This window comes from bacterium, from assembly GCA_040755755.1.
Lineage (GTDB): Bacteria > SZUA-182 > SZUA-182 > DTGQ01 > DTGQ01 > DTGQ01.
Genome location: JBFLZW010000045.1, coordinates 50,769 through 70,952, shown reverse-complemented (window position 1 = coordinate 70,952; position 20,184 = coordinate 50,769). Strand labels below are relative to the sequence as shown.

The 20,184-nt window shown below is 51.4% G+C and carries 18 protein-coding genes and 1 tRNA gene; 11 read left to right on the top strand and 8 right to left on the bottom strand.

All coding sequences use genetic code 11. The features are described 5' to 3' along the window. Positions 1-18 precede the first annotated feature (18 nt). The 5 genes from miaB to AB1611_14420 form a co-directional block, all read right to left on the bottom strand. Positions 19-1,353, bottom strand: coding sequence for a tRNA (N6-isopentenyl adenosine(37)-C2)-methylthiotransferase MiaB (gene miaB, locus AB1611_14440; protein MEW6380789.1), 1,335 nt, complete (start codon positions 1,351-1,353; stop codon positions 19-21). Positions 1,354-1,397: 44 nt separating this feature from the next. Further along, entirely contained in the window at positions 1,398-2,414 is a 1,017-nt protein-coding gene (hypE, locus tag AB1611_14435; protein MEW6380788.1) for a hydrogenase expression/formation protein HypE, read from the bottom strand. 37 nt (positions 2,415-2,451) lie between these two features. Further along, positions 2,452-2,715 (bottom strand): hypothetical protein, encoded by a 264-nt coding sequence (locus AB1611_14430; protein MEW6380787.1) that lies wholly within the window; start codon positions 2,713-2,715, stop codon positions 2,452-2,454. 499 nt (positions 2,716-3,214) lie between these two features. Then, positions 3,215-4,306, bottom strand: a complete 1,092-nt coding sequence (hypD, locus tag AB1611_14425; protein MEW6380786.1) for a hydrogenase formation protein HypD — start codon at positions 4,304-4,306, stop codon at positions 3,215-3,217. Continuing rightward, a complete protein-coding gene (locus AB1611_14420; GenBank protein MEW6380785.1) occupies positions 4,303-4,533 on the bottom strand; it encodes a HypC/HybG/HupF family hydrogenase formation chaperone in 231 nt (76 codons plus the stop codon). The genes hypD and AB1611_14420 overlap by 4 nt, the downstream gene beginning before the upstream one ends. 196 nt (positions 4,534-4,729) lie before the next feature. On the opposite strand from AB1611_14420, the gene nikB reads away from it, so the two are divergent. Then, on the top strand, positions 4,730-5,662 hold the full coding sequence (gene nikB, locus AB1611_14415) for a nickel ABC transporter permease (GenBank protein ID MEW6380784.1): 933 nt from the start codon (positions 4,730-4,732) through the stop codon (positions 5,660-5,662). Positions 5,663-5,842: 180 nt separating this feature from the next. Here the strand turns inward: nikB and AB1611_14410 are convergent, their stop codons facing one another. Both AB1611_14410 and AB1611_14405 read right to left on the bottom strand, forming a co-directional pair. After that, on the bottom strand, positions 5,843-6,835 hold the full coding sequence (locus AB1611_14410) for a hypothetical protein (protein MEW6380783.1): 993 nt from the start codon (positions 6,833-6,835) through the stop codon (positions 5,843-5,845). A 553-nt stretch (positions 6,836-7,388) separates the two neighbouring features. Then, entirely contained in the window at positions 7,389-10,532 is a 3,144-nt protein-coding gene (locus tag AB1611_14405; GenBank protein MEW6380782.1) for a right-handed parallel beta-helix repeat-containing protein, read from the bottom strand. Between the two features lie 456 nt (positions 10,533-10,988). On the opposite strand from AB1611_14405, the gene AB1611_14400 reads away from it, so the two are divergent. Further along, a complete protein-coding gene (locus AB1611_14400; protein MEW6380781.1) occupies positions 10,989-11,732 on the top strand; it encodes a hypothetical protein in 744 nt (247 codons plus the stop codon). Between the two features lie 35 nt (positions 11,733-11,767). Here the strand turns inward: AB1611_14400 and AB1611_14395 are convergent, their stop codons facing one another. Then, positions 11,768-12,334 carry a hypothetical protein gene (locus AB1611_14395; GenBank protein ID MEW6380780.1) on the bottom strand — a complete coding sequence of 189 codons (567 nt, stop codon included), beginning with the start codon at positions 12,332-12,334 and terminating at the stop codon, positions 11,768-11,770. A 274-nt stretch (positions 12,335-12,608) separates the two neighbouring features. Between AB1611_14395 and AB1611_14390 the strand changes: the two genes are divergently transcribed. From AB1611_14390 to AB1611_14350, 9 genes are all read left to right on the top strand, one after another. Then, positions 12,609-12,680, top strand: a tRNA-Val gene (locus AB1611_14390). 120 nt (positions 12,681-12,800) lie between these two features. Then, complete coding sequence (thrS, locus tag AB1611_14385) at positions 12,801-14,714, top strand: threonine--tRNA ligase (GenBank protein ID MEW6380779.1); 1,914 nt, start codon at positions 12,801-12,803, stop codon at positions 14,712-14,714. A 17-nt stretch (positions 14,715-14,731) separates the two neighbouring features. Next, positions 14,732-15,310: a translation initiation factor IF-3 gene (infC, locus tag AB1611_14380; protein ID MEW6380778.1), complete on the top strand. Its 579-nt coding sequence runs from the start codon at positions 14,732-14,734 to the stop codon at positions 15,308-15,310. Then, complete coding sequence (rpmI, locus tag AB1611_14375; GenBank protein MEW6380777.1) at positions 15,288-15,485, top strand: 50S ribosomal protein L35; 198 nt, start codon at positions 15,288-15,290, stop codon at positions 15,483-15,485. The genes infC and rpmI overlap by 23 nt, the downstream gene beginning before the upstream one ends. 76 nt (positions 15,486-15,561) lie before the next feature. Beyond that, on the top strand, positions 15,562-15,915 hold the full coding sequence (rplT, locus tag AB1611_14370) for a 50S ribosomal protein L20 (GenBank protein MEW6380776.1): 354 nt from the start codon (positions 15,562-15,564) through the stop codon (positions 15,913-15,915). A gap of 15 nt (positions 15,916-15,930) precedes the next feature. Then, positions 15,931-16,941, top strand: a complete 1,011-nt coding sequence (pheS, locus tag AB1611_14365) for a phenylalanine--tRNA ligase subunit alpha (protein MEW6380775.1) — start codon at positions 15,931-15,933, stop codon at positions 16,939-16,941. A 98-nt stretch (positions 16,942-17,039) separates the two neighbouring features. After that, positions 17,040-19,436, top strand: a complete 2,397-nt coding sequence (gene pheT, locus AB1611_14360) for a phenylalanine--tRNA ligase subunit beta (GenBank protein ID MEW6380774.1) — start codon at positions 17,040-17,042, stop codon at positions 19,434-19,436. Between the two features lie 14 nt (positions 19,437-19,450). Then, entirely contained in the window at positions 19,451-19,720 is a 270-nt protein-coding gene (locus AB1611_14355; GenBank protein ID MEW6380773.1) for a hypothetical protein, read from the top strand. Positions 19,721-19,742: 22 nt separating this feature from the next. After that, positions 19,743-20,048, top strand: a complete 306-nt coding sequence (locus tag AB1611_14350) for a cell division protein ZapA (protein ID MEW6380772.1) — start codon at positions 19,743-19,745, stop codon at positions 20,046-20,048. Positions 20,049-20,184 lie beyond the last annotated feature (136 nt).

Sequence of the window (20,184 nt, the reverse complement as noted above, 5' to 3'; positions counted from 1 at the left end):
AACGATAAATCAAGCTCTTTATGGAACAATTACCCCTTCCAGGTTAAATCTGTTCGCCCTGGTGATTGCAATCTTCCGGAGCGTCCCGATCTGATCGCGGCGGCCGGTAAACTCTACGATCTTATTCATCCGGGTCCTGCCGCGCAGGAGACCTTCTTCCCCCGATTGTGAGTCCCGTGCGGTGATCCCCTCTTCAACCAGTACCTCCTGCTGCGTCCCCACAAGACTTTCATTCCGTTCGGAGCTGATCCGGTTTTGGATTTCCAGCAGGATTTCAAACCGCTTTTGCTTTATATTATTCGGTATTTGCCGGGGAAAATTTCCAGCAGCAGTCTGAGGCCGCCTGGAATAGAGAAAAGTGAAAAGCCCTTCAAACTGAACCGACTCGATCAAGTGCAAAGTCTGCTGAAAATCCTCCTCCTCCTCTCCAGGGAAACCCACAATAACATCGCTGGTAATGCCAGCCTTGGGGATTCTGGCCCGCAGCAGGTTCACTTTATCCAGATATTCGGCCACCGTATATTTTCGATTCATGCTCTTTAAAATTTTATCCGACCCGGATTGGAAAGGCAAATGAATATGCTCACAAACTTTCGGACAATCCGCCAGGGCCTCTATCAGCCGTTCGGAAAAGTCCTTGGGATGAGAAGTGGTAAAGCGGATCCTTTCAATTCCCGGTATCCTGTCAATAGCCCGGATGAGCCTGGGGAAATCAAATTCCTGCCCCGCTCCCCTCCAGCCGTAGGAGTTGACGTTATGGCCGAGCAAAGTCACCTCTTTATAACCACGGGCAGCCAGCCCGGTGATCTCGGCCAGGATATCTTCCGCAGGCCTGCTCCATTCGCCTCCCCGCACATAGGGCACAACGCAATAGGTGCAATAGTTATTGCACCCCTGCATAATAGTGACCCAGGCACTGACCCGATTGTCCCGCTCGATCTCGCAGCCAAATTGCTGCCAGCGCTCACGGTCATCGGAAATTTCAACCACCCGGAACCGCGTGGCCAGCATTTTCTCAATCAGTTGAGGGAGCCGGTGGATATTTTTCGTACCGAATATCAGGTCTACGTGAGGAGCCCGGCGGATGATGCGACTGCCTTCCCGCTGGGCAATGCAGCCGCAGATGCCGATCCGCAGGTCGGGCCTCCGGGATTTGATCAATTTCAGCCGCCCCAGGTGACTGAAGGCTTTCTGCTCCGCCTTTTCCCGGATGCTACAGGTATTGATCAGAATAAAGTCAGCCTCCTCCTCGTCAGAGGCCATCGTATATCCCATCTTGAGCAGCAGCCCGCGCATCCTTTCGGAATCATGCTCGTTCATCTGGCAGCCGAATGTCTTTATGTATGCTTTCAAATTATCCTACCTCTTTGCTTTGCTATCCAGCCCTTCGGAACATGCTAACAGATCCGGGGAAGCTGCTCCGTGGCCAGCATATCCAGGATTCTGGTTCCGCCAATGGATGTGCGCAGGGTTACCACCCCTTTGGGCTCAGCCATGACTTCTCCGATGATTCGGGCATCCCGGCCATAGCGGGTTTTTCTCATTGCCGAGAGGACTTCGCCGGCTTTTTCCCTGTCCACAAAAGCCACCAGTTTGCCCTCATTGGCCAGGTACAAGGGATCAAAGCCCATGATTTCACAGGCTCCCCTGACTTCATCCCGGACAGGGACAAGGTCTTCCTCGATCAGAATGCCAACCTGCGACTGATCGGCGATTTCATTCAGGACCGTGGCCAGCCCGCCCCTGGTGGGATCTCTCATGGCATGCAGGTACTGACCCAGCCCCTGCTGGACAAGTGGCCCGACCACCAGATTCAGCGGGCTTGAGTCACTCAGCACATGGGTAATGAATTCCAGATTCTTTCGCCGCGAAAGAACGGCGATTTCATGGTCTCCCAAAAAGCCGCTCACCAGCACCTTGTCCCCTGTCTGCGCCCTGTGACCGCAGATGTGAAGCCCGTCGGCAAGGGCCCCCACGCCGGAAGTATTGATGAAAATCTTATCCATGCCGCCCCGGTTCACCACCTTGGTATCGCCGGTGACAACCTGTACTTTCGCCTCCTCGCAGGCCTCTTTCATGGAGCAGAGAATTCGCTCCAGATCGGAAAACAAAAACCCCTCCTCGATGATCAGGGAGCAACTGAGATAAAGGGGTACAGCCCCTGACATGGCCAGATCATTTACCGTTCCGCACACCGCCAGCCTGCCGATATCCCCGCCGGGGAAAAAAATCGGATCGATGACATAGGAATCAGTGGTAAAGGCCAGGCGGGTGGAGGGTGAGGGGAAAACAGCCTGATCATTCATGAGGCTCAACATCGGATTTTCAAACCGATTGACCAGGTATCGCTCGATAAGCTCGCGGCTCATAAGGCCGCCGCTTCCATGAGATAGCAGGATTCTTTTTTCGTCCATACATATTCCTTGACTGATCAAGAGAACCAGTTCATTGTTATTTAATAGTCCGTATTTTCATGGACTTAACTTTGCCAGTATTGGCGTCTATGGTAAATATCTTATAGGCACGTTTTGGTGCGGTACCGAACAACTGAGGCGGATCCATAGCTGGCATCAAGTAACTCAGGGTGATAAGCCAAAAATTCTGGTCGTCAGTTAATTCGACCTCTTCAAGGAGAACCGCACTAAAGTCCTTATCAGCATACAGATCACGAAAATATTCGTAAGCCTTGTTTGCAGCCGTCTTTACATCAATCATTATTATACCCACATATATCCACCAGTTTATAGCTTATTATACGTCGCGCTAAATCTGCGGCCAGTTAGGCTCGACCAACAGATCGCGTGCGGTATTTGGTGGGGTAAAAAAGCAGCCCCACCCTACCTACATGTGGTCTTTTTCCTTTTCCCTCACATAGGAGGAAGGGAGTCGCCTTCTAAACTCCTCCCCTTTGGGAGGGAGCCTCCATGTTCCTCCCCTTTGAGGGGGGAGGCTGGGTGGGGGTGATGTATTATGACCATTCCTCTATCACCACAGAAAAGTCTCGTTGTAATACTATACTGCGAACGGGTGAATATTGAACTTTTTGCTCAGCAGTCAGCAGTCAGCAGTCAGCAGTCAGGAGTCAGCAGTCAGGAGAAGGTAAAAGAACTCCTTATTTAAGATGGCCCATACCTTCTTCTGAATTCTGACTCCTGACTCCTCTGGAAAAGTTCAGTTCCAAGCCGTTTATAGTATAGCAGCAACATTGCATAGTTTAACTTCTCCCATACTTATACGCTGCGGCGCAACTGCCTTCGGTCGAAACCATGCAGGGACCCACGGGATGCCGGGGGTGGCAGGCACGGCCAAACAGGGGGCAGTCTGCGGGTTTCTTCAATCCCTTGAGAATAAGACCGCATTCGCAGCCGGGAGGGTCGGGTTTCTCTTCGACCGAAAGGTCAAACTGCCGCATGGCGTCGTAGCGGACAAATTGCTCCCGGAGCACTAACCCGCTCTCCGGAATCACTCCCAGGCCGCGCCACTGTGCATCGGCGGGCTGAAAGACCTCCTGGAGCTTCCGGACCGCCAGAGGGTTTCCTTCCGGCTTTACGACCCGTGAATACGGGACCTCCACCGCCGGACGGTTTTCCCTGATCTGCACCATCATCAGGTAGAGGGCCTGGAGGATATCCACGGGTTCAAATCCGGTTATCACCGCCGGCAGATGATACTCCGTGGAGATAAATTCGTAGGGCTTCGAGCCGATAATGGCGCTCACATGACCGGGGCAGATGAAGCCGTCGATCAGCACTTCCTCCCCTGCCAGAAGCGCTTTCATGGCCGGAGGGATCACCTTATGATATGAGAGCACGGAAAAATTCCCGCAATTCTCCCTCGCTGCCTGTAAAACCGTGGCTGCAATGGCCGGTGCGGTCGTTTCAAAGCCAACGGCCAGAAAAACCACCCTTTTGGCAGGGTTCTCGCGGGCGACCCGCAGGGCATCGAGGGGGGAATAGACAATCCTGACGTCAGCCCCCTGGGATATCTTTTTCTGCAGGCTGGAGATCGAGCCCGGAACCCGGATCATGTCACCAAAGGTGGTCACAATGGTATCCGGCATCCCGGCCAGCTTGACAGCCCGGTCGATATCCCGGGTACTGGTGACGCAGACCGGACAGCCGGGACCGGAAATAAGATCAATATCAGGGAAAAAGCCCCTGATTCCAGCTTTATAAATGGCAACGGTATGGCTGCCGCAGACCTCCATAAACCGCAGCTTCCGATTGACACCGGCACTCAGGTGCCTGATTTTTTCAATGAGCTGCCCGGCAATGACAGAATCACGAAATTCGTCAAGATATTTCATTGGTCATTTTCCTCAGCGTTGGCCAATTCTCTCAGAAGGCGGAGGGTTTCCTCGGCATCCTCGGCATCCAGTTTCTGGATAGCGTATCCGGCATGAATAATAACATAATCTCCGACCTGCGCTTCACTCAACAGGTCCAGCCATGCCTCTTTGCGAATGCCGCCAATTTCGACAATGGCCGTCGAATCGTGAATCGCTACAATCTGACAGGGAACGGCGATACACATGGTATCTTACTCCTTGTTTCCGGGGTTTTGGGGGAATCGAGTTTCAACCTGCACTTTTGCTTGCATTTCTCCTTAGATTATAATAGGATATCTTTTCAAGTCAAGCTATAATTTCACAGATGTTCCCCGCGTTGCATTGAAGCATCCAATAAACTCCTCCCCCTTGAGGGGGGATGTTGGGTGGGGGTGAAGGTCCATGCTTCTCAACTATCTGGCAAAGAGGATTCTCTGGCTGTTTCCCAGCATTCTTGGGGTAGTTACGCTGGTTTTCTTTCTCATTCACTGTATTCCCGGAGATCCGGTAGATATCATGCTGGGAGAAAATGCCCAGGCCGTGGATAAACAACTGCTGCGCCATGAGCTTGGCCTGGATAAACCGATCATCCGGCAATACTTCGATTTTCTCACAAGGGTGGGGAAAGGAGACCTTGGCAGGTCACTGCACTCACAGCAGCCGGTCTTGTCTCTGATCATGAAAAAGTATCCGGCGACCCTGGAGCTGATGCTGGCAGCTATCCTGACCGCCCTGCTGATTTCCCTTCCCCTCGGAATTATCTGTGCTCTGAAGCACTATTCCCTTTTCGACCATGCAGCCTTACTGTTCTCATTGATCGGGGTTTCCATGCCAAACTTCTGGCTCGGCCCTCTCCTGATCATTCTCTTCTCTCTGAAACTTGGCTGGCTGCCGATCTCCGGCAGGGACGGAATATGGCACCTTGTCCTTCCGGCCATTACCCTTGGCACATCCATGTCCGCTATCCTGACCCGGATGGTCCGCTCCAGTATGCTGGACGTTTTGGAGGAGGATTACATTGTTACCGCCAGGGCCAAGGGGCTGCCATACTGGAAGGTTATTCTGAAGCATGCCCTGAAAAATGCCCTTATTCCGGTCATCACTATTGTCGGGCTGCAAATCGGTGCCCTGCTGACCGGATCGATCATCACCGAAATGATTTTTGCCTGGCCAGGGCTCGGCAGGCTGACCATTCAGGCCATTTACACCAGGGACTATCCCCTGATCCAGGGGTGTGTTCTGGTCGTAGCCATGAGCTATGTCCTGGTAAATCTCCTCACGGACCTGTCGTATACTCTCATCGATCCCCGAATTCATTATGATTATCAAAAGTGATTCGCTCATATGGGATACGTGGCACACATCCGATGGCCCGTATTCAAGGATGGAAGAATGATCTCCCGCAGAGACGCAAAGGCGCAGAGAATAACCGAAAATGATACCCTCTGCGTCTCAGCGTCTCTGCGGGAGAAATACAACACTGCCGTGTCGTCTTTCCCATAAGAGCGAAGTGATTCATCTCGCTCCTTGAGTCTGGCGGGCGGGCTTCCACTTCAGCAACCGGATGGAATTGAGCATAATTCCAAGACCCCGCGCAAGGTGCAGGAGATTGCCCGTCAGGGGAGTGAGGCAATCTCCAAATTCAAGGGCAAGCTCGGCAATATTGGCAGCAACTGCCAGCCAATGATTCTGCTCCATGATACAGAGAGTCTTATGGCTCAGTTGCCGGATGAACAGCAGTTGTTCGAAGCTGGCATCCACCAGGGTTATGTCAGCCAGCTCGATGGCCTCCTGGGGCCACTGCGCTTTTGCAATCATCTGCACCCCCTCCTTCCGGAGGCAGCGCAGAACCTCTTCACTCACCTGATGCGAGCCCGAAACGGGAGTCTGGACAAAGCACAGGCTGTCAGCCTCCCCAAATCTCTCAAGAGCAAGGCCGCTCTCGATAAGAATGCCGCTGCGGGCTGCACCAGCCTGAGCACAGGTAAATGCAGCCGAGGATGCAAGGACTGTGGCGTAGGGGCAGGCAACTGCCAGCGCGACCGAAAAAGCCCTGGAGGAATCCTGCGAAGTCAGAAAGGTTCCCGCTATGGCCAGAGTACCCAGCCCCACCAGTTGTTGCCTCAGTTCATCGGCTCGTCTTATGGGCGGATACCGGGTAAACGAGAACATGCTCACGGGTGCATTAACCTCCGGTGTAAGATTGGCCTGACTGGCGGAAATTTCACTCCCGCCCTTTGCTCCTCGTTCAACCATGATAAGCATATTTGCGGCATTCCCCTTGAGGGCTTCCTGCCGGGCTTTCCAAAGCTTCCGGGACGCATGGCTTTCAAGGAGCATGCTGAATCCGAGAATACCCACAATTTCGAGGGCAGCCAGAAAATCACCACATGACAGGGCAAGGATACAAGCTCCGGCCATGAAAGGGGAAAAGCTTATCTTTTCTTGCCGGCTGCTTTCCCGATGCCCGCCCTTGTGCTGCACGAGTATCTGATCCCTGGAGGTCATCGCTTGTGAAGAAGAGTCCGGGGAACACTGAATATGAGGGATATCATGTGGATTTGAAGTCGTCATGCTTTACCACATTAGACTGAATTAGACTGAGAAAGGTTTAGTTTCTCTTCCTGACTATTCCTAGATCGGCTCAACAGGCAGAAAACGACCACCGGGAATTCCTCCCGAAACTGAATCCCTGCACTTGTAGGCCCTTACTGCCCGTACAATAGAAATTTTGTTCAAACTTTGGTGCAAGAAGAGCCAGGAATCAAGAGTTGGAAGCCGGAAGAAGATTAAATGGTTAGATTGGCATTTAGTTTTATTAATTTTTATATTCGCTACCGGACACTTTTTTTTCAATTCCTGTAATCAACCGCGAATGCACACGAATAGACGCTGATAAATTCTTTTGATTTGCCTTCATTATCGAGTCCTCGTTGTTCAGTTCGCGTTCATTCGCGGTTGTTACCTCAAAAGTGTCCGGTAGAGAGATTCCAATTAAAAATGTCAATGGAAATGGTTGATACTTCCAAGGTAGTAAATCCACGGCAACCTTGTGGCACAATCATTTGGCCTGCCCCTCAAGTTTTTCCCTGACCAGAGAGGGCAGGTCCTGGCCGCAATCAGCGGGAAAGTAGTGAAAGCCAAGGTCCGGACCGGCGGTATCCGGCTGTAAATCAACGCGGGTAGTGTGTCCGGCCAGGTACGGGGCCGCGGTAGTGCTGGCAAGGCCTGCGTTCACACAGGGGCTGTTCTGCGACTGTCCGGCATCGGTCTGGCTGAGGAAATATTGCTCCCAAGGCTGCCTGCCCTGGGCTGCAAAGATGGGGTCCTGCGAGATATCTCCATCTCCGGTCAGGCATCCGGAGTAATTCTCGGTATTGTTCCACAGGTTATTGCGGGCAAGGGCGACCTTTGCTCCTCCCAGCCGTGCAGGTTCTTTCGTTTCTCCCTGGGCTGCCTGGACCGCATCACCTGTTCCACGCAGGTCTTGCGGGCCAGGGTAATTCAGTATGCCTGCTCCCGTGTTATTGGTGATGACGTTATTTTGGATTACAGCTTCAAATGTGGCTGGCCAGGGCCACCCCAGGATAATGCCGCCTGCCCGGCGGCTCGGTTTTTCCCGGCCATTGGAATCGATCGTATTGTTGATTATCATCACCCGGGAGAGATTAAATGAAGTAACCGACAGACCGATCTCCCGATTCTGGAAGATCAGGTTATTATAGATCAGGATATCCTCTCCTTTGGAAGCCTTGACTGTAGATACCGGGCTTAAGGTTATGCCGCGCTTGTTATGATAAATTAAGTTTCCGACAATTTGGGGTGAGGAAACCTCTCGCATACCGACGCCGATATCGTTTTCGAAGATGTGGTTATGCTCGATCCGGGGAGCGGAGAATCCCCGGCAGCCGATGCCGAAGACCGAATTACGGAACACATAGTTGTGGTGAATATGGGCGCAGCCGCCCCGTCCATTACCGATGCCCCCTTTGTTCCCATAGACGATATTGCCATAGACTTGCGCCTTTTCGGACAGCAGCCTGCGGCCGTGCAGCCCGATGCCGTTATTGAGATTTCCGGTAAACTGATTATTGCAGATCGTGGGGGAAGAGTCCCAGGAGCTCAGTCCATGTGCCAGCGGGCCTGAGCCTCCGCCGGTGATTACAAACCCTTCGATCCGTCCGGCCTGCTCACCCAGAGAGTCAATTTTTACCGTGTCCACATTTCCCGGCTTACCCCCTCCATCGATCACCGGCCAGTTGACACCTTTCAGGTTGAGCAGTTTGTCGATATAGACATTTTCCCGGTAAGTTCCAGCCTGGACCAGGACAGTATCTCCCGGTTGAGCTGCATCGACGGCACTCTGGATGGTGGGGTACTGGGCCGGTACGTGCCGGATCTTGTCGGGCGACGCATAGACGGTGTTGATCACGATTTCATCCGGCTGGCTGTCTGTCTGGCCATCGTTTACCATAAGCTGCAGGAGGTAGCAGCCGGGCTGATCAACCGTAAACGAGGGGGAGGCGGATGATGGATCGGAAAGCCGGGCCTGGCTCTTCTGGGGCCGGGCCGCAAACTGCCACCGGTAGGTAAGGGGGTCCCCATCGTCATCACTGCTGACATCACCGGACAGTTTGATCGTATCTCCCATACTGACCGATTCAAGATCCTCACCCGCATAGGCGGTGGGAGGATGGTTCTTCTGGACTTTGGCCACCAGGGTGGTTTCTCCGCTGGCTCCCCATCGATCCACGAGCTTCAGGCTGATCCGGTATTCCCCCGCACGGTCCGCCTGAAAGGTGGTTTTCGGCCTGTCGGACCGGAAAATTTTGGCCGTGCTCCCCGAAGGTGCCGAGAGCAGAGCCCACTCATATTTCAGCATATCACCGTCAGGGTCCTGACTTGCGGATGCATCCAGCCGGACGGTATCTCCGGCAAAGAGCGGGGAGGAGATTTCAGCCTTGGGCAGGGGGGCGCGATTCGTTTTGTTCCGCTCCTCTGCGACGGTGTAAGGCCCGCCATAGGCACCCATATCGTTTCGCTCGGAACCCAGGGAGGGGGGGAAATTTTTGTCCGCATAGATGGGGTTGCTGTCTCCCGCGTCGATGGCCGGGGAGCCGGGCAAAAGGTGATAATCGTGGCTGTTGGGATCCACGAACCGGGGATTGGCGATGATCTGTCCGATCTTCCGGTAACTCTCTTCATCCTCATATCCTGCATGCTGACTGCGGATGCAGGGCAGAAGGTTGGGGTCGCAGTATTCCTCTCCCGTATTGGCAAATAAAAGGTTATGGCTGTAGCCTCGCTGAGCGGATGAGATCCCTGACTCGGCGTTGAAAACTAAGATATTATTTTTTATGGTAATCTCCCTGCTCTGGTCATCCATGGATACTCCGGCCTGCCCATTCCTGACAACCGTGTTGTTGATCACCTCCAGGGGAGAGATGCAGCCCCGGATACCAGCCTCCTTATTTTCATAAACAATATTGTTGTAAACTTTCCCGGTAGCATTCTGGCAGTCGATGCCGCCCCGGCCATTGCGGAAAACCCGGTTCCCGAAGACCTCGATCCGGTTAGGGACCTTACTTAATGAGGAAATCCCCGCCTCCTTATTGCCCTCGATAATATTTGATTGAACGACCAGGGTCGATCCTTTCTCCAGATGTATCCCGGCCTTGACATTGTTCAGAATGTGGTTTCCGATGATGGTTACCTGGCTGTCGCCCGCATATATCCCGCTGGGCTCATTCTGCCGAAAGGTATTGTTCCGGATGATTACCTGCTGCGCTGAAAGGCAGTAAATGCCGCTGCCGTACTCCTCTTTTTCCGTCTTCACCTGGGTCGCGTTCTGAACGATAAAGCCATCTAAAACCGTATCGCTGGCGGCAAAGATCGCCCATCCATTCTTCCCCTTGACATCGATGACGGTCGGGTATTTTTTCCAGTCCCTCTGGGTAAACTGCTTGTTCCAGCCCCCTTCCAGAGTAATTCCCGCTTTCAGCCGGACCTGCTCCGGGTAGTTTCCCTCAGCTACCATAATCCGGTCTCCCGGAGAAGATGCATCAATTGCCTCCTGGATGCGGGGATAGTCCCGAGGAATGCGCAAATCGCGGCCAAAGGCACAAGGCATTTGCCCGGCAAAACCCGGGCCGAGCAATACAAGACAGACTAAAACACTGACAGCGAGCTCTCTTTTCCTGCCCATATATAATCTCCCTGCTTACGGTGATAAGGTAAAAAATATTCAGTTTTGAATATCATAAATTATAAACAATTTGAATCAGGTTTGGAAAGTGAAATAATGCTTCTTCCCTGTGGTCAGGAGGCAATATCCATACCAGCCTCTGAACAGGCCCTGACCGCTATCCGTCTGCTTTCAGTCTGAGAGATTGTTCAGATACTGAGCATGGCTTCTCTTTTTTGAACACATTTCGAGAAAAAGAGCCGGCCTTCCGTGCATTCAATTCATCGTTATCCCTCGGCTGGGCCTTGAAAAAACTGTCTGATCAGCCACTGTGTCCGATTCTTCCTGTTTTGGCATGGCTATTGCATAAAAATACCCGCAATATGCCTTGAGTAATCTATCCTGCGCCCGCTGGCTGGCCAGGCATTTCTCGCAAGCGGTTTTTCAACTATTCATTGGTTCCAGGTTATCAATACCATGTCGAAGATACTGCTGTACATAATAACTATTACCCTTGCCCTGAGTTTCTTAACTGCACCGGCTTCTTTTGGCCAGGGCATGGACAGCTCAAGGCTGGCCTATCGGAGTTTTCTTTCCTCCAAGTCGCCGGAAAGATCTCTTCCGATCCAGGCTACCAGAAGGATATTGAAAGAGCGGGAGCGATTCCTCGGCCTGACTTCCTGTACTTATCAGGTCGGAGGAAACCGCCTTACTCCGTATGAGGGAAGAATTGAGGCTGCAGGTCCGGGGTACGCACTGATTGTGGTAGGGTACCATTACCTGGAAAAACCCTGGGGCCAGATTTTTAAGGCTGAATTTGAAAAGCATGTTGCTGATCCCGGGGGGCGGGTACTCTTTCTGGAGATTACCAACAATGATATTCTTACCGGCGATAATTCCCCTGCTTCGAGCAGGGAGATACGCAGGTTCATCACCCGGTTTCCCGGTCGGATAAAATTAGTCATAGAGGTCCATGAGCACCTGTCCGATGAAAACCAGTTCTCCGGAAACGAGTGGCCCCCTTACTGGTATCAGCTCGATGATCGAACCGGGGGAGATTCCAGCATAAAATATACGATTCTCGATCCCTATGTCCCCTGGTTCTGTATCCGCGACTACTTCGAATATAATCAGCGGATCCGCATTGCGGAAATGCAGAAAGCCGTTAACGAAACACTTCGGTATACGGTCACTATCATCAACGATGTTTTGGGTCGGTGACGCTTTGTTTGCTGGTCAAAATCCGCTTTTCGGCTCTAGGGGGCTGTGGTAGTAGTGGCAGTAGTGGCAGTAGTGGTTGCCGTCGTGGTTGCAGTCGTCGAGGTGGCTGGCAGGGGAGAGCTCAGGGTCGGCCATTGGGCAAATTCGAAAGCCGGATAGCTATAGGTAGATGGATAAGAATAGCCAGAGGTGAGCAGGGAGTAAGCAGGGGAGGCAAAGGTGTAAGGATAACTTATTGAATAATAAGGGGAGAAGGTAGAGGAAGTCAGCCAGGGGTTGGTGAATACCGGTGAATTATAGCCGAACATCGGTGACATCGAGTACATCTGTGTCCACGGGTTCATGGCTCCGGCACCGAGAAGCCCGCCGGTTGCACAGTTGCTCAGCCCCCAGGCGCTGGCATAATCGGTGAAGGCATAGGCCCCCTGAGCGCGGGCGGTCATATTGCCGATGCTCCCGGCAATGAAATTACCCGGCCCCCAGGAAGAGTAGATGCTCGGAAGCCCCCAGTAAATTGTTCCCGCATGGCCGAGTGAGCAAACCGAAAGCGAAACCAGAAAACACAAGACTGCTGCATATAATTTTGTATTGCCTGTACTCATAATTCAACGCTCCTTTCTTGATAATGCCTGTTCTTTAAAATAAAATGCCTGTGGTAAGGAAAAGAATGTCAGGTGATAATCGGATCAGAAAGTTGAAATATCGTATGAAGTTCAGTCTAGTAATATTATATCAAAAAGTGATAATTAAAGCCAAATTTATCTCTGTGTCTTTGTCCCTTTGTGTCTTTATGCCTCAGTAGTTACCTTTTATCGAGAGATGATACAAAAAATGTTATTGACATAGATCGAGATATTCTATAGAATGAGTAAATGCAGGCACGTAGCTCAGGGGGAGAGCGCTACCTTGACGCGGTAGAGGCCGGCGGTTCGAGACCGCCCGTGCCTACTGGCAGAATGATGAGGGACGGCCAGAGAGTGGCCGTCCCGGTAGTAAAAACTGAAGAAGCCTTGCTGAAGTAGCTTCATGGTTGATATTTTTCTCTCTACGTAAAATCCCTAAGAGCTTATGAAAACAATCACTATTAGATTGCATGACGGCCAGATGCGGCAGGTGCCGGAAGGCACGTCGATCCGGGAATTCCTGAAATCCGTGGATGGTTTTTCACCCCGCCAGGTCATTGCTGGAAAAATCGACGGGCAGGCGGTGGATCTAGGGTTTCTCCTTTCCTCGGATGCCAGGCTTGAGGTCATTACCTTAGATTCTGTTGACGGGAAGGAAATCCTCCGTCACAGCACCTCGCATGTCATGGCCCAGGCGGTGAAGGAGCTGTTTCCCAATGCCCGGCTGGCCATCGGTCCGGCCATTGAGGAGGGTTTCTACTATGATTTTGACCTGGATACACCTCTGGGGCCGGAAGACCTTGCAAAAATCGAACAGCGCATGCAGGAGATTGTGGACCGTGATCTTTCTTTCGAGCGAAAGGAGGTGCCGAAGCTTTCGGCCATCGAGTTATTCCGAAGCAGGAACGAGCCGTATAAGATCGAATTGATCGAGGATATCCCCGATCAGAGTGTCAGTCTGTATCAACAGGGGGATTTTATCGATTTATGCCGGGGTCCTCATGTTCCGGCTACGGGGAAGATCAAGGCTTTCAAGCTGCTGAGCATAGCGGGTGCCTACTGGCGGGGCGACGAGAAAAACAAGATGCTGCAGCGGATCTATGGAACTGCCTTCGATACAGCCAAGGAGTTGAAGGCTTACCTTGATCGTCTTGAGGAAGCTAAAAAGCGGGATCACCGCAAGCTGGGCAAGGAGCTTGACCTTTTCAGCATTCATGAGGAAGCGGGTGCAGGGCTGGTGATCTATCATCCGCACGGCGGAATGCTGCGGAGCATCCTGGAGGAATTCGAGAAAAAAGAGCATATAAAGCGGGGATATAACATTGTTTATGGTCCTCAGCTGTTAAAGCTCGATTTATGGAAAAACTCCGGGCATTATGACCACTACCGGCAAAATATGTATTTTACCGAGATAGATAACCAGGCGTATGGAATCAAGCCGATGAATTGCCTGGCCCATATGCTGATTTACCGCTCCCAGATCCGAAGCTATCGGGATCTTCCCATCCGTTACTTCGAATTGGGCACGGTTTATCGCCATGAGAAATCGGGCGTGCTGCACGGACTTCTCCGGGTCCGGGGATTCACTCAGGATGACGCTCATATTCTGTGCATGCCTGAGCAGGTGAATGAAGAGATTCAGAACGTTCTGAACTTTGTCATCGAGGTCATGGGCATTTTCGGCTTTGAGTATTCTCTGGAACTCAGTACCAGGCCGCAGGAGTCCATCGGCACCGATGAAGACTGGGAACGGGCCACCCGGGCGCTTGAGATGGCCATGCAGAACAAGGGCATCGAGTATCAGATCAACGAAGGGGATGGCGCCTTTTATGGACCCAAGATCGATGTCAAGCTGAAAGACGAGCTGGGCAGGACATGGCAGTGTGCAACCATTCAATGTGATTTTACCCTGCCTGAGCGGTTCGATCTTACCTATATCGATGCTCAGGGGCAGAAACAGCGGCCGGTTATGCTGCACCGGGTCATTCTGGGGTCCCTGGAAAGGTTCATCGGCGTTTTGATCGAGCATTTTGCCGGTGCTTTTCCGTTATGGCTGTCACCTGTTCAGGTAAAAATCATGACCATTACCGAACGGCAGAATGAATACGCCGAAAATATACAACAGGAGCTCCTGAAACGGGATATCCGGGTTGAGACCGATTTACGGAACGAAAAAATCGGCTTCAAGATTCGGGAAGCCCAGATGCAGAAGATCCCGTACATGGTTATCATCGGCGAGCAGGAAAGAGCTGAAGGGAAAATCAATGTCCGGCGAAGAGGCGGCCAGCAGATGGGGGCGTTAGACCTTCAGGATTTTATTCAACAGTTACAGAAAGAGATTCAGGAAAAACAGCGATAACGCGGAGGTGATAGGATATAGAAAAAGATACCAAAGTAATGGTAAACAGAAGGATTCGGGCCAAAGAGGTTCGGTTGATCAGTGAAAGCGGTGAGCAACTCGGAATCCTGTCTCTGGATAAGGCCATGGAAATGGCCGAAGGACGCGGGCTGGATCTGGTGGAAGTAGCTCCGACAGCCGCCCCTCCCGTCTGCAAGATCATGGACTATGGCAAGTACAAATACCAGCAGCATAAGAGGGCCCAGGAATCCAAAAAGCATCAAAAGGTCATCCATATCAAGGAGATTAAATTACGGCCCAAAACCGAAGAGCACGATTTCCAGTTCAAGAAGGAGCATGTCAGAAAGTTTCTCCTGGGCGGTAACAAAGTAAAGATCACTGTTGTTTTTCGCGGACGGGAAATGACGCATTTTGAGATTGGAGAAGAGCTTCTCAACCGGATGGCCAAAGAGGTTGAAGAGGAAGGGGCGATTGAGCAGGCACCGAAAAAGGAGGGTCGGAACATGACCTTGCTTCTGGTAGCCAAGAATCATAGTCAGAGGAAGGAAAAACCGAAAAAGGAAGGTTTAGCAGATGCCAAAGATCAAAACGAATAGAGCGGCGGCCAAACGGTTTACGGTTACCGCAGGTGGCAAGATCCGGGCCAAAAAATCACATGCCCGTCATATATTGACAAAAAAATCAAGGAAACGGAAACGAAAATTGAGGGAAGCCAGTTACCTGTCTGCCTCTGATATCAGAGCGGTCAAAAGGATGATTCCCTTCAAGTAGCAACCTGGGGATTCCTTTCTAAAGACTTACCATCAAAACATCAGCATAATCCCTGAAAGAGAAGGAGACTATTCGAATGCCAAGGGTTAAGAGAGGTGTCGTTGCCAGGCGACGGCACAATAAAATCCTGAAAATGGCCAAGGGCTACCGGGGCGCAAAGAGCAAACTGTTCCGGACCGCCAATGAGGCGGTAAACAAGGCACTGGCTTATGCTTTTCGAGACCGGAAGGCCCGGAAAAGAGAATTTCGAAAATTATGGATTGTCAGAATCAATGCGGCCAGCAGGCTGTATGGGCTTTCCTACAGCCGGATGATGGATGGCCTCACCAAGGCAGGCGTGGGGTTGAACCGCAAGGTTCTGGCAGATCTGGCGGTCAGCGATCCATCCGCCTTTTCGGAGCTTGCCAGGGTAGCTAAAGAAGCCCTGTAAAAGCCGAACACATTCATGATTGAACAACTGAAAAAAATACAAACCGATGCAAAAAACGAGATTCTGGCGGTCCAAGACCTCGCCTCACTGGAGGATGTGCGGGTAAAATATCTGGGACGCAACGGGCTTCTTTCTCGGATAATCAAGCAGATCGGTTCCTTACCGGCAGATGAAAAACCTGCAATCGGGAAACTGACCAATGAGGCCAAGGGACTGCTTGAAGGAATATGGCAGGAAAAACTTGCCCAATTGAAGCAAAAGGCTGCCGGGCGGGAGGAAGAGCTGATCGATCTGACCCTGCCGGCGATTCCCTTCTTTGTCGGCCACAAGCACCCCATAACCCAGATCATGGAAGAAGCCTGCACTATATTTACCCGCCTTGGATTTGGTATTGCAGAAGGCCCTGAAATCGAGAGCGATTATTATAACTTCGGCGCTTTGAACTTTCCCAAGGAACATCCTGCCAGGGATATGCATGATTCATTTTATATCTCTGATGACGTTCTCTTACGGACTCACACCTCTCCGGTTCAGGTCCGTATCATGGAGAAGACCAGACCGCCGATCCGCATTATTGCTCCCGGCAAGGTCTACCGAAGAGATGCGGATGTAACCCATAGCCCCATGTTTCATCAGATCGAAGGGCTTTTGGTAGATACATCCTCTTCGTTCAGCGACCTGAAAGGGATTCTTACCGCTTTTGTCCATCAGATGTTCGATCCTCAGACAAAACTGCGGTTCCGGACAAGTTTTTTCCCCTTCACCGAGCCAAGTGCCGAGATCGATATCAGTTGCGTCATGTGCCGGGGAAAAGGATGCCGGGTTTGCTCCAATTCAGGATGGCTCGAAATCCTGGGGGCAGGCATGGTCGATCCGGAGGTTTTCAAGGCGGTTGGTTACGATCCGGAAACCTACATGGGTTTTGCTTTCGGGATGGGAGTGGAAAGAATCACCATGCTGAAGTATGGAATCAATGACATCCGCCTGTTCTACGAAAACGACTTGCGTTTTTTGACGCAATTTTAGAAAGGCAAAAGAAACCACAGAGACACTTAAGGCACAGAGAAAAAGAAGGGTTATGTCCTTGGGTGTTTCGTGGTTCAAAATAAAACGACCGGGAAATCATGAAAATCAGTTATAAACTCATTCAGCGCTATATCGACTGTCCCCTCAATCCCGAAGAGCTTGCTGAAAAGCTCACGATGGCTGGTCTGGAAGTGGGTTCTCTTGAGAAAAAAGGATCGGGGCTTTCCTGTTGTGTCATTGGCCAGATTCTCACCATCGATCCGCATCCCCAGGCGGACCGGCTGACGGTCTGCCAGGTTAATATCGGAGCCGGGATTTCGACTATTGTCTGCGGCGCACACAATATGAAGGCGGGTGATAAGGTTCCTGTGGCCCTCCCCAATTGCCGGTTGCCCGCAGGACTGGTTATCAAAAGATCGAAACTGCGGGGAGTGGTTTCAGAGGGCATGATGTGCTCTGAAAAAGAGCTTGGTCTCAGCGAGGAATCGGCAGGGTTGATGATCCTGCCCGCTGATGCGCCAATCGGTGAGGAAGTTGTCTCCTACCTGGGGCTTGACGATACGATTCTCGAGATTGAATTGACCCCCAATCGCGGTGACTGCCTGTCGGTTCGGGGAATCGTCCGGGAAATCGCTGCCCTGACCGGAGTGAAACCCAAAGAAAGTAAAATCGATTTTCCCGAACAGGAAGGACCGGTTCAGGACCTCGTGTCGATCGAAATCAGGGATCCAGACCTGTGTCCACGCTATACGGCCCGGATAATTTCGGACGTCACCATTGGCCCCTCTCCCCGGTGGCTCGCCGAGCAGGTACAATCCTTCGGCCTTCGCTCCATCAACAATGTGGTGGATATCACCAATCTGGTAATGATGGAATGGGGACAGCCGCTGCATGCCTTTGATTACGACCTGATCGAAGGAAAGCAGGTCATCATCCGCCGGGCTCGGGAAGGAGAGAGAATCGTCACCCTTGATACTGTCGAGCGGCAGTTGACTCCCCAAAACCTGGTGATTGCCGATGCCAACCGGCCCATTGCTCTGGCCGGAGTAATGGGTGGGGCCAATACCGAAGTTTCCGGCCAGACGAAAACTATCCTTCTGGAAAGTGCTTTCTTCAATCCGGTGCAGATCCGCCGGACAGCGAGTCAATTCGGACTTCACAGCGAGGCTTCGCACCGCTTCGAGCGGGGAATCGATCCTGACGGGGTGGTTTGTGCCCTGAACCGGGCAACGCAATTGATTCTCGCTGTGGCAGGAGGATCTGCGGCCAGAGGAGTTGTGGACATTTACCCACGGGTCTTTAGTCCCCGAACTATCGTCCTTCGGCTCCCGGCGGTCAGAAAGATTCTGGGAATTGACGTTCCTCCGGAGAAAGTCTTTCGGATTCTGCACAGCCTTGATTTTTCAATCTCTCAGAAAGATGAGCATACCCTGCAAGTTCTGGTTCCTCCATTCCGCTGGGACATTGAGCGGGAAATTGACCTGATCGAGGAAATAGCCAGGATTTATGGCTATGAGAATATCCCGGTGAGCCTGCCATGCGGCGCTATTCCTTCTGATCAGAAAGTACAATTTGAAGATACCGGGGCCAGAATCAGAAACATTCTCACAGGGCTGGGATTTTGCGAGTCGATTAATTTCAGCTTTATCTCCAGCCAGATTCTCGATCACTTTCCGGCTTTATGCCCCTCATCCGGAGGGAGAATCAATCTTCGAAACCCGCTGATCGAGGGCTATAATGCCATGAGGACATCCCTCATACCCGGCCTGCTCGAAAATGTGGCTTACAACCTGAACCGGCAGATGGATAATATCCGGTTGTTTGAATTAGGCCGATGTTTTTTCCCTGGCAACGATGGATCCTCGCCGGAGGAAAAAATGATGCTGGCTCTGGTTATGCAGGGAACACGGGAGCCCCGATCGTGGAAGGGAAAATCCGATTCCCTGACATTCTTTGATCTGAAAGGGCTGGTCGAAGCCCTGCTGGCCGGGCTGAAAGTTGAAAATTACACCATTTCGCCCAGGCAGACTCCCTGGCTCGGTTCTCCTCTGTCAGCCTGCCTGATGGTCGGATCGCTGGTGGCCGGATCGCTTGGCAAAATCAGCGGGGACATTCTGGAGCGTTTCGACATCGGCAAAGAAGTATTTGCCATCGAAGCTCAGGTAGATCTTCTGAGGCCATCGGGACAGGTCATGGCAAAGCCCATTCCGAGGTATCCCTCGATTTCGCGGGATATGGCTCTGATTATCTCCGAGGATGTGCCCTATCAGGAGGTCGAACACAGCATCCGACAGATGCGGATCGACATTTTACAGGGAATTCAGCTTTTTGACCTGTATCAGGGAGAGCAGATTCCGGCTGGGAAAAAGAGTCTTGGATTATCATTGACCTATCAATCACTGACCAGAACCCTGACCGATCAGGAGGTCAATGCTGTTCATGAAAAGATTATCGATCGTCTCAGTCAAAAATTCAGTGCTTCTCTGCGGGGGTAACATTATCCTATTGTATGCCTGCTGATAAGATCGCTCAGATAAAGCTTCGAATCCGGAAGATTTCAGAATCAGTCAGAAGGTTGCAGGAAGAGAACCTGTGGTTAAAGGGAAAAATAACCGAATATGAGCTGATCATAAAGCAGAAGGAAGTCGAGCTGCAGGAAACCCAAAAAAAGCTCCAGATCATTTCATCTCTCGAACGTGAGAACAAGCAGTTTCACCTGGATCGGGAAGCCCTGCAAAAAACGATCGACCAGATGATTGAAGAGTTGAAAGGTTTTTAAGAAATACAGCAGGTAATCAGCCATGCCAGAGCTCAGTCAGAAAACGACCATCGAGATTCTGGGGGAGGAATACACCATTAAAAGTGATATTTCACCTCATGAAGTGCGCAGACTGGCCGAATTTATCAATGCCAAGATCGAAGGAATCAGGCATAAAGCTAAGAACATGCCACTTTTGAGCGTTGCTGTTTTAGCCTGTTTAAATATAACTGAAGAATTATTCAAGGTAAGAAGGCAGCTTGAAGAAACCCAAAATTTGATGGAGGAAGAAAGCACTAACATCCTTAAACTGCTGGATGAATCTTTATTATCTGCAAATGAATACTAAATCGCCAAGGCTGTAATGATGGGTGTGGTCTTGTATGGGTAGAATAATATTTGAGATCAGTCAATTAAGGGCACTGGAAATGCCTTTATGCTCCTCTACTAAAATACATAGATATTTTTACTCGGTAGGATTTTTT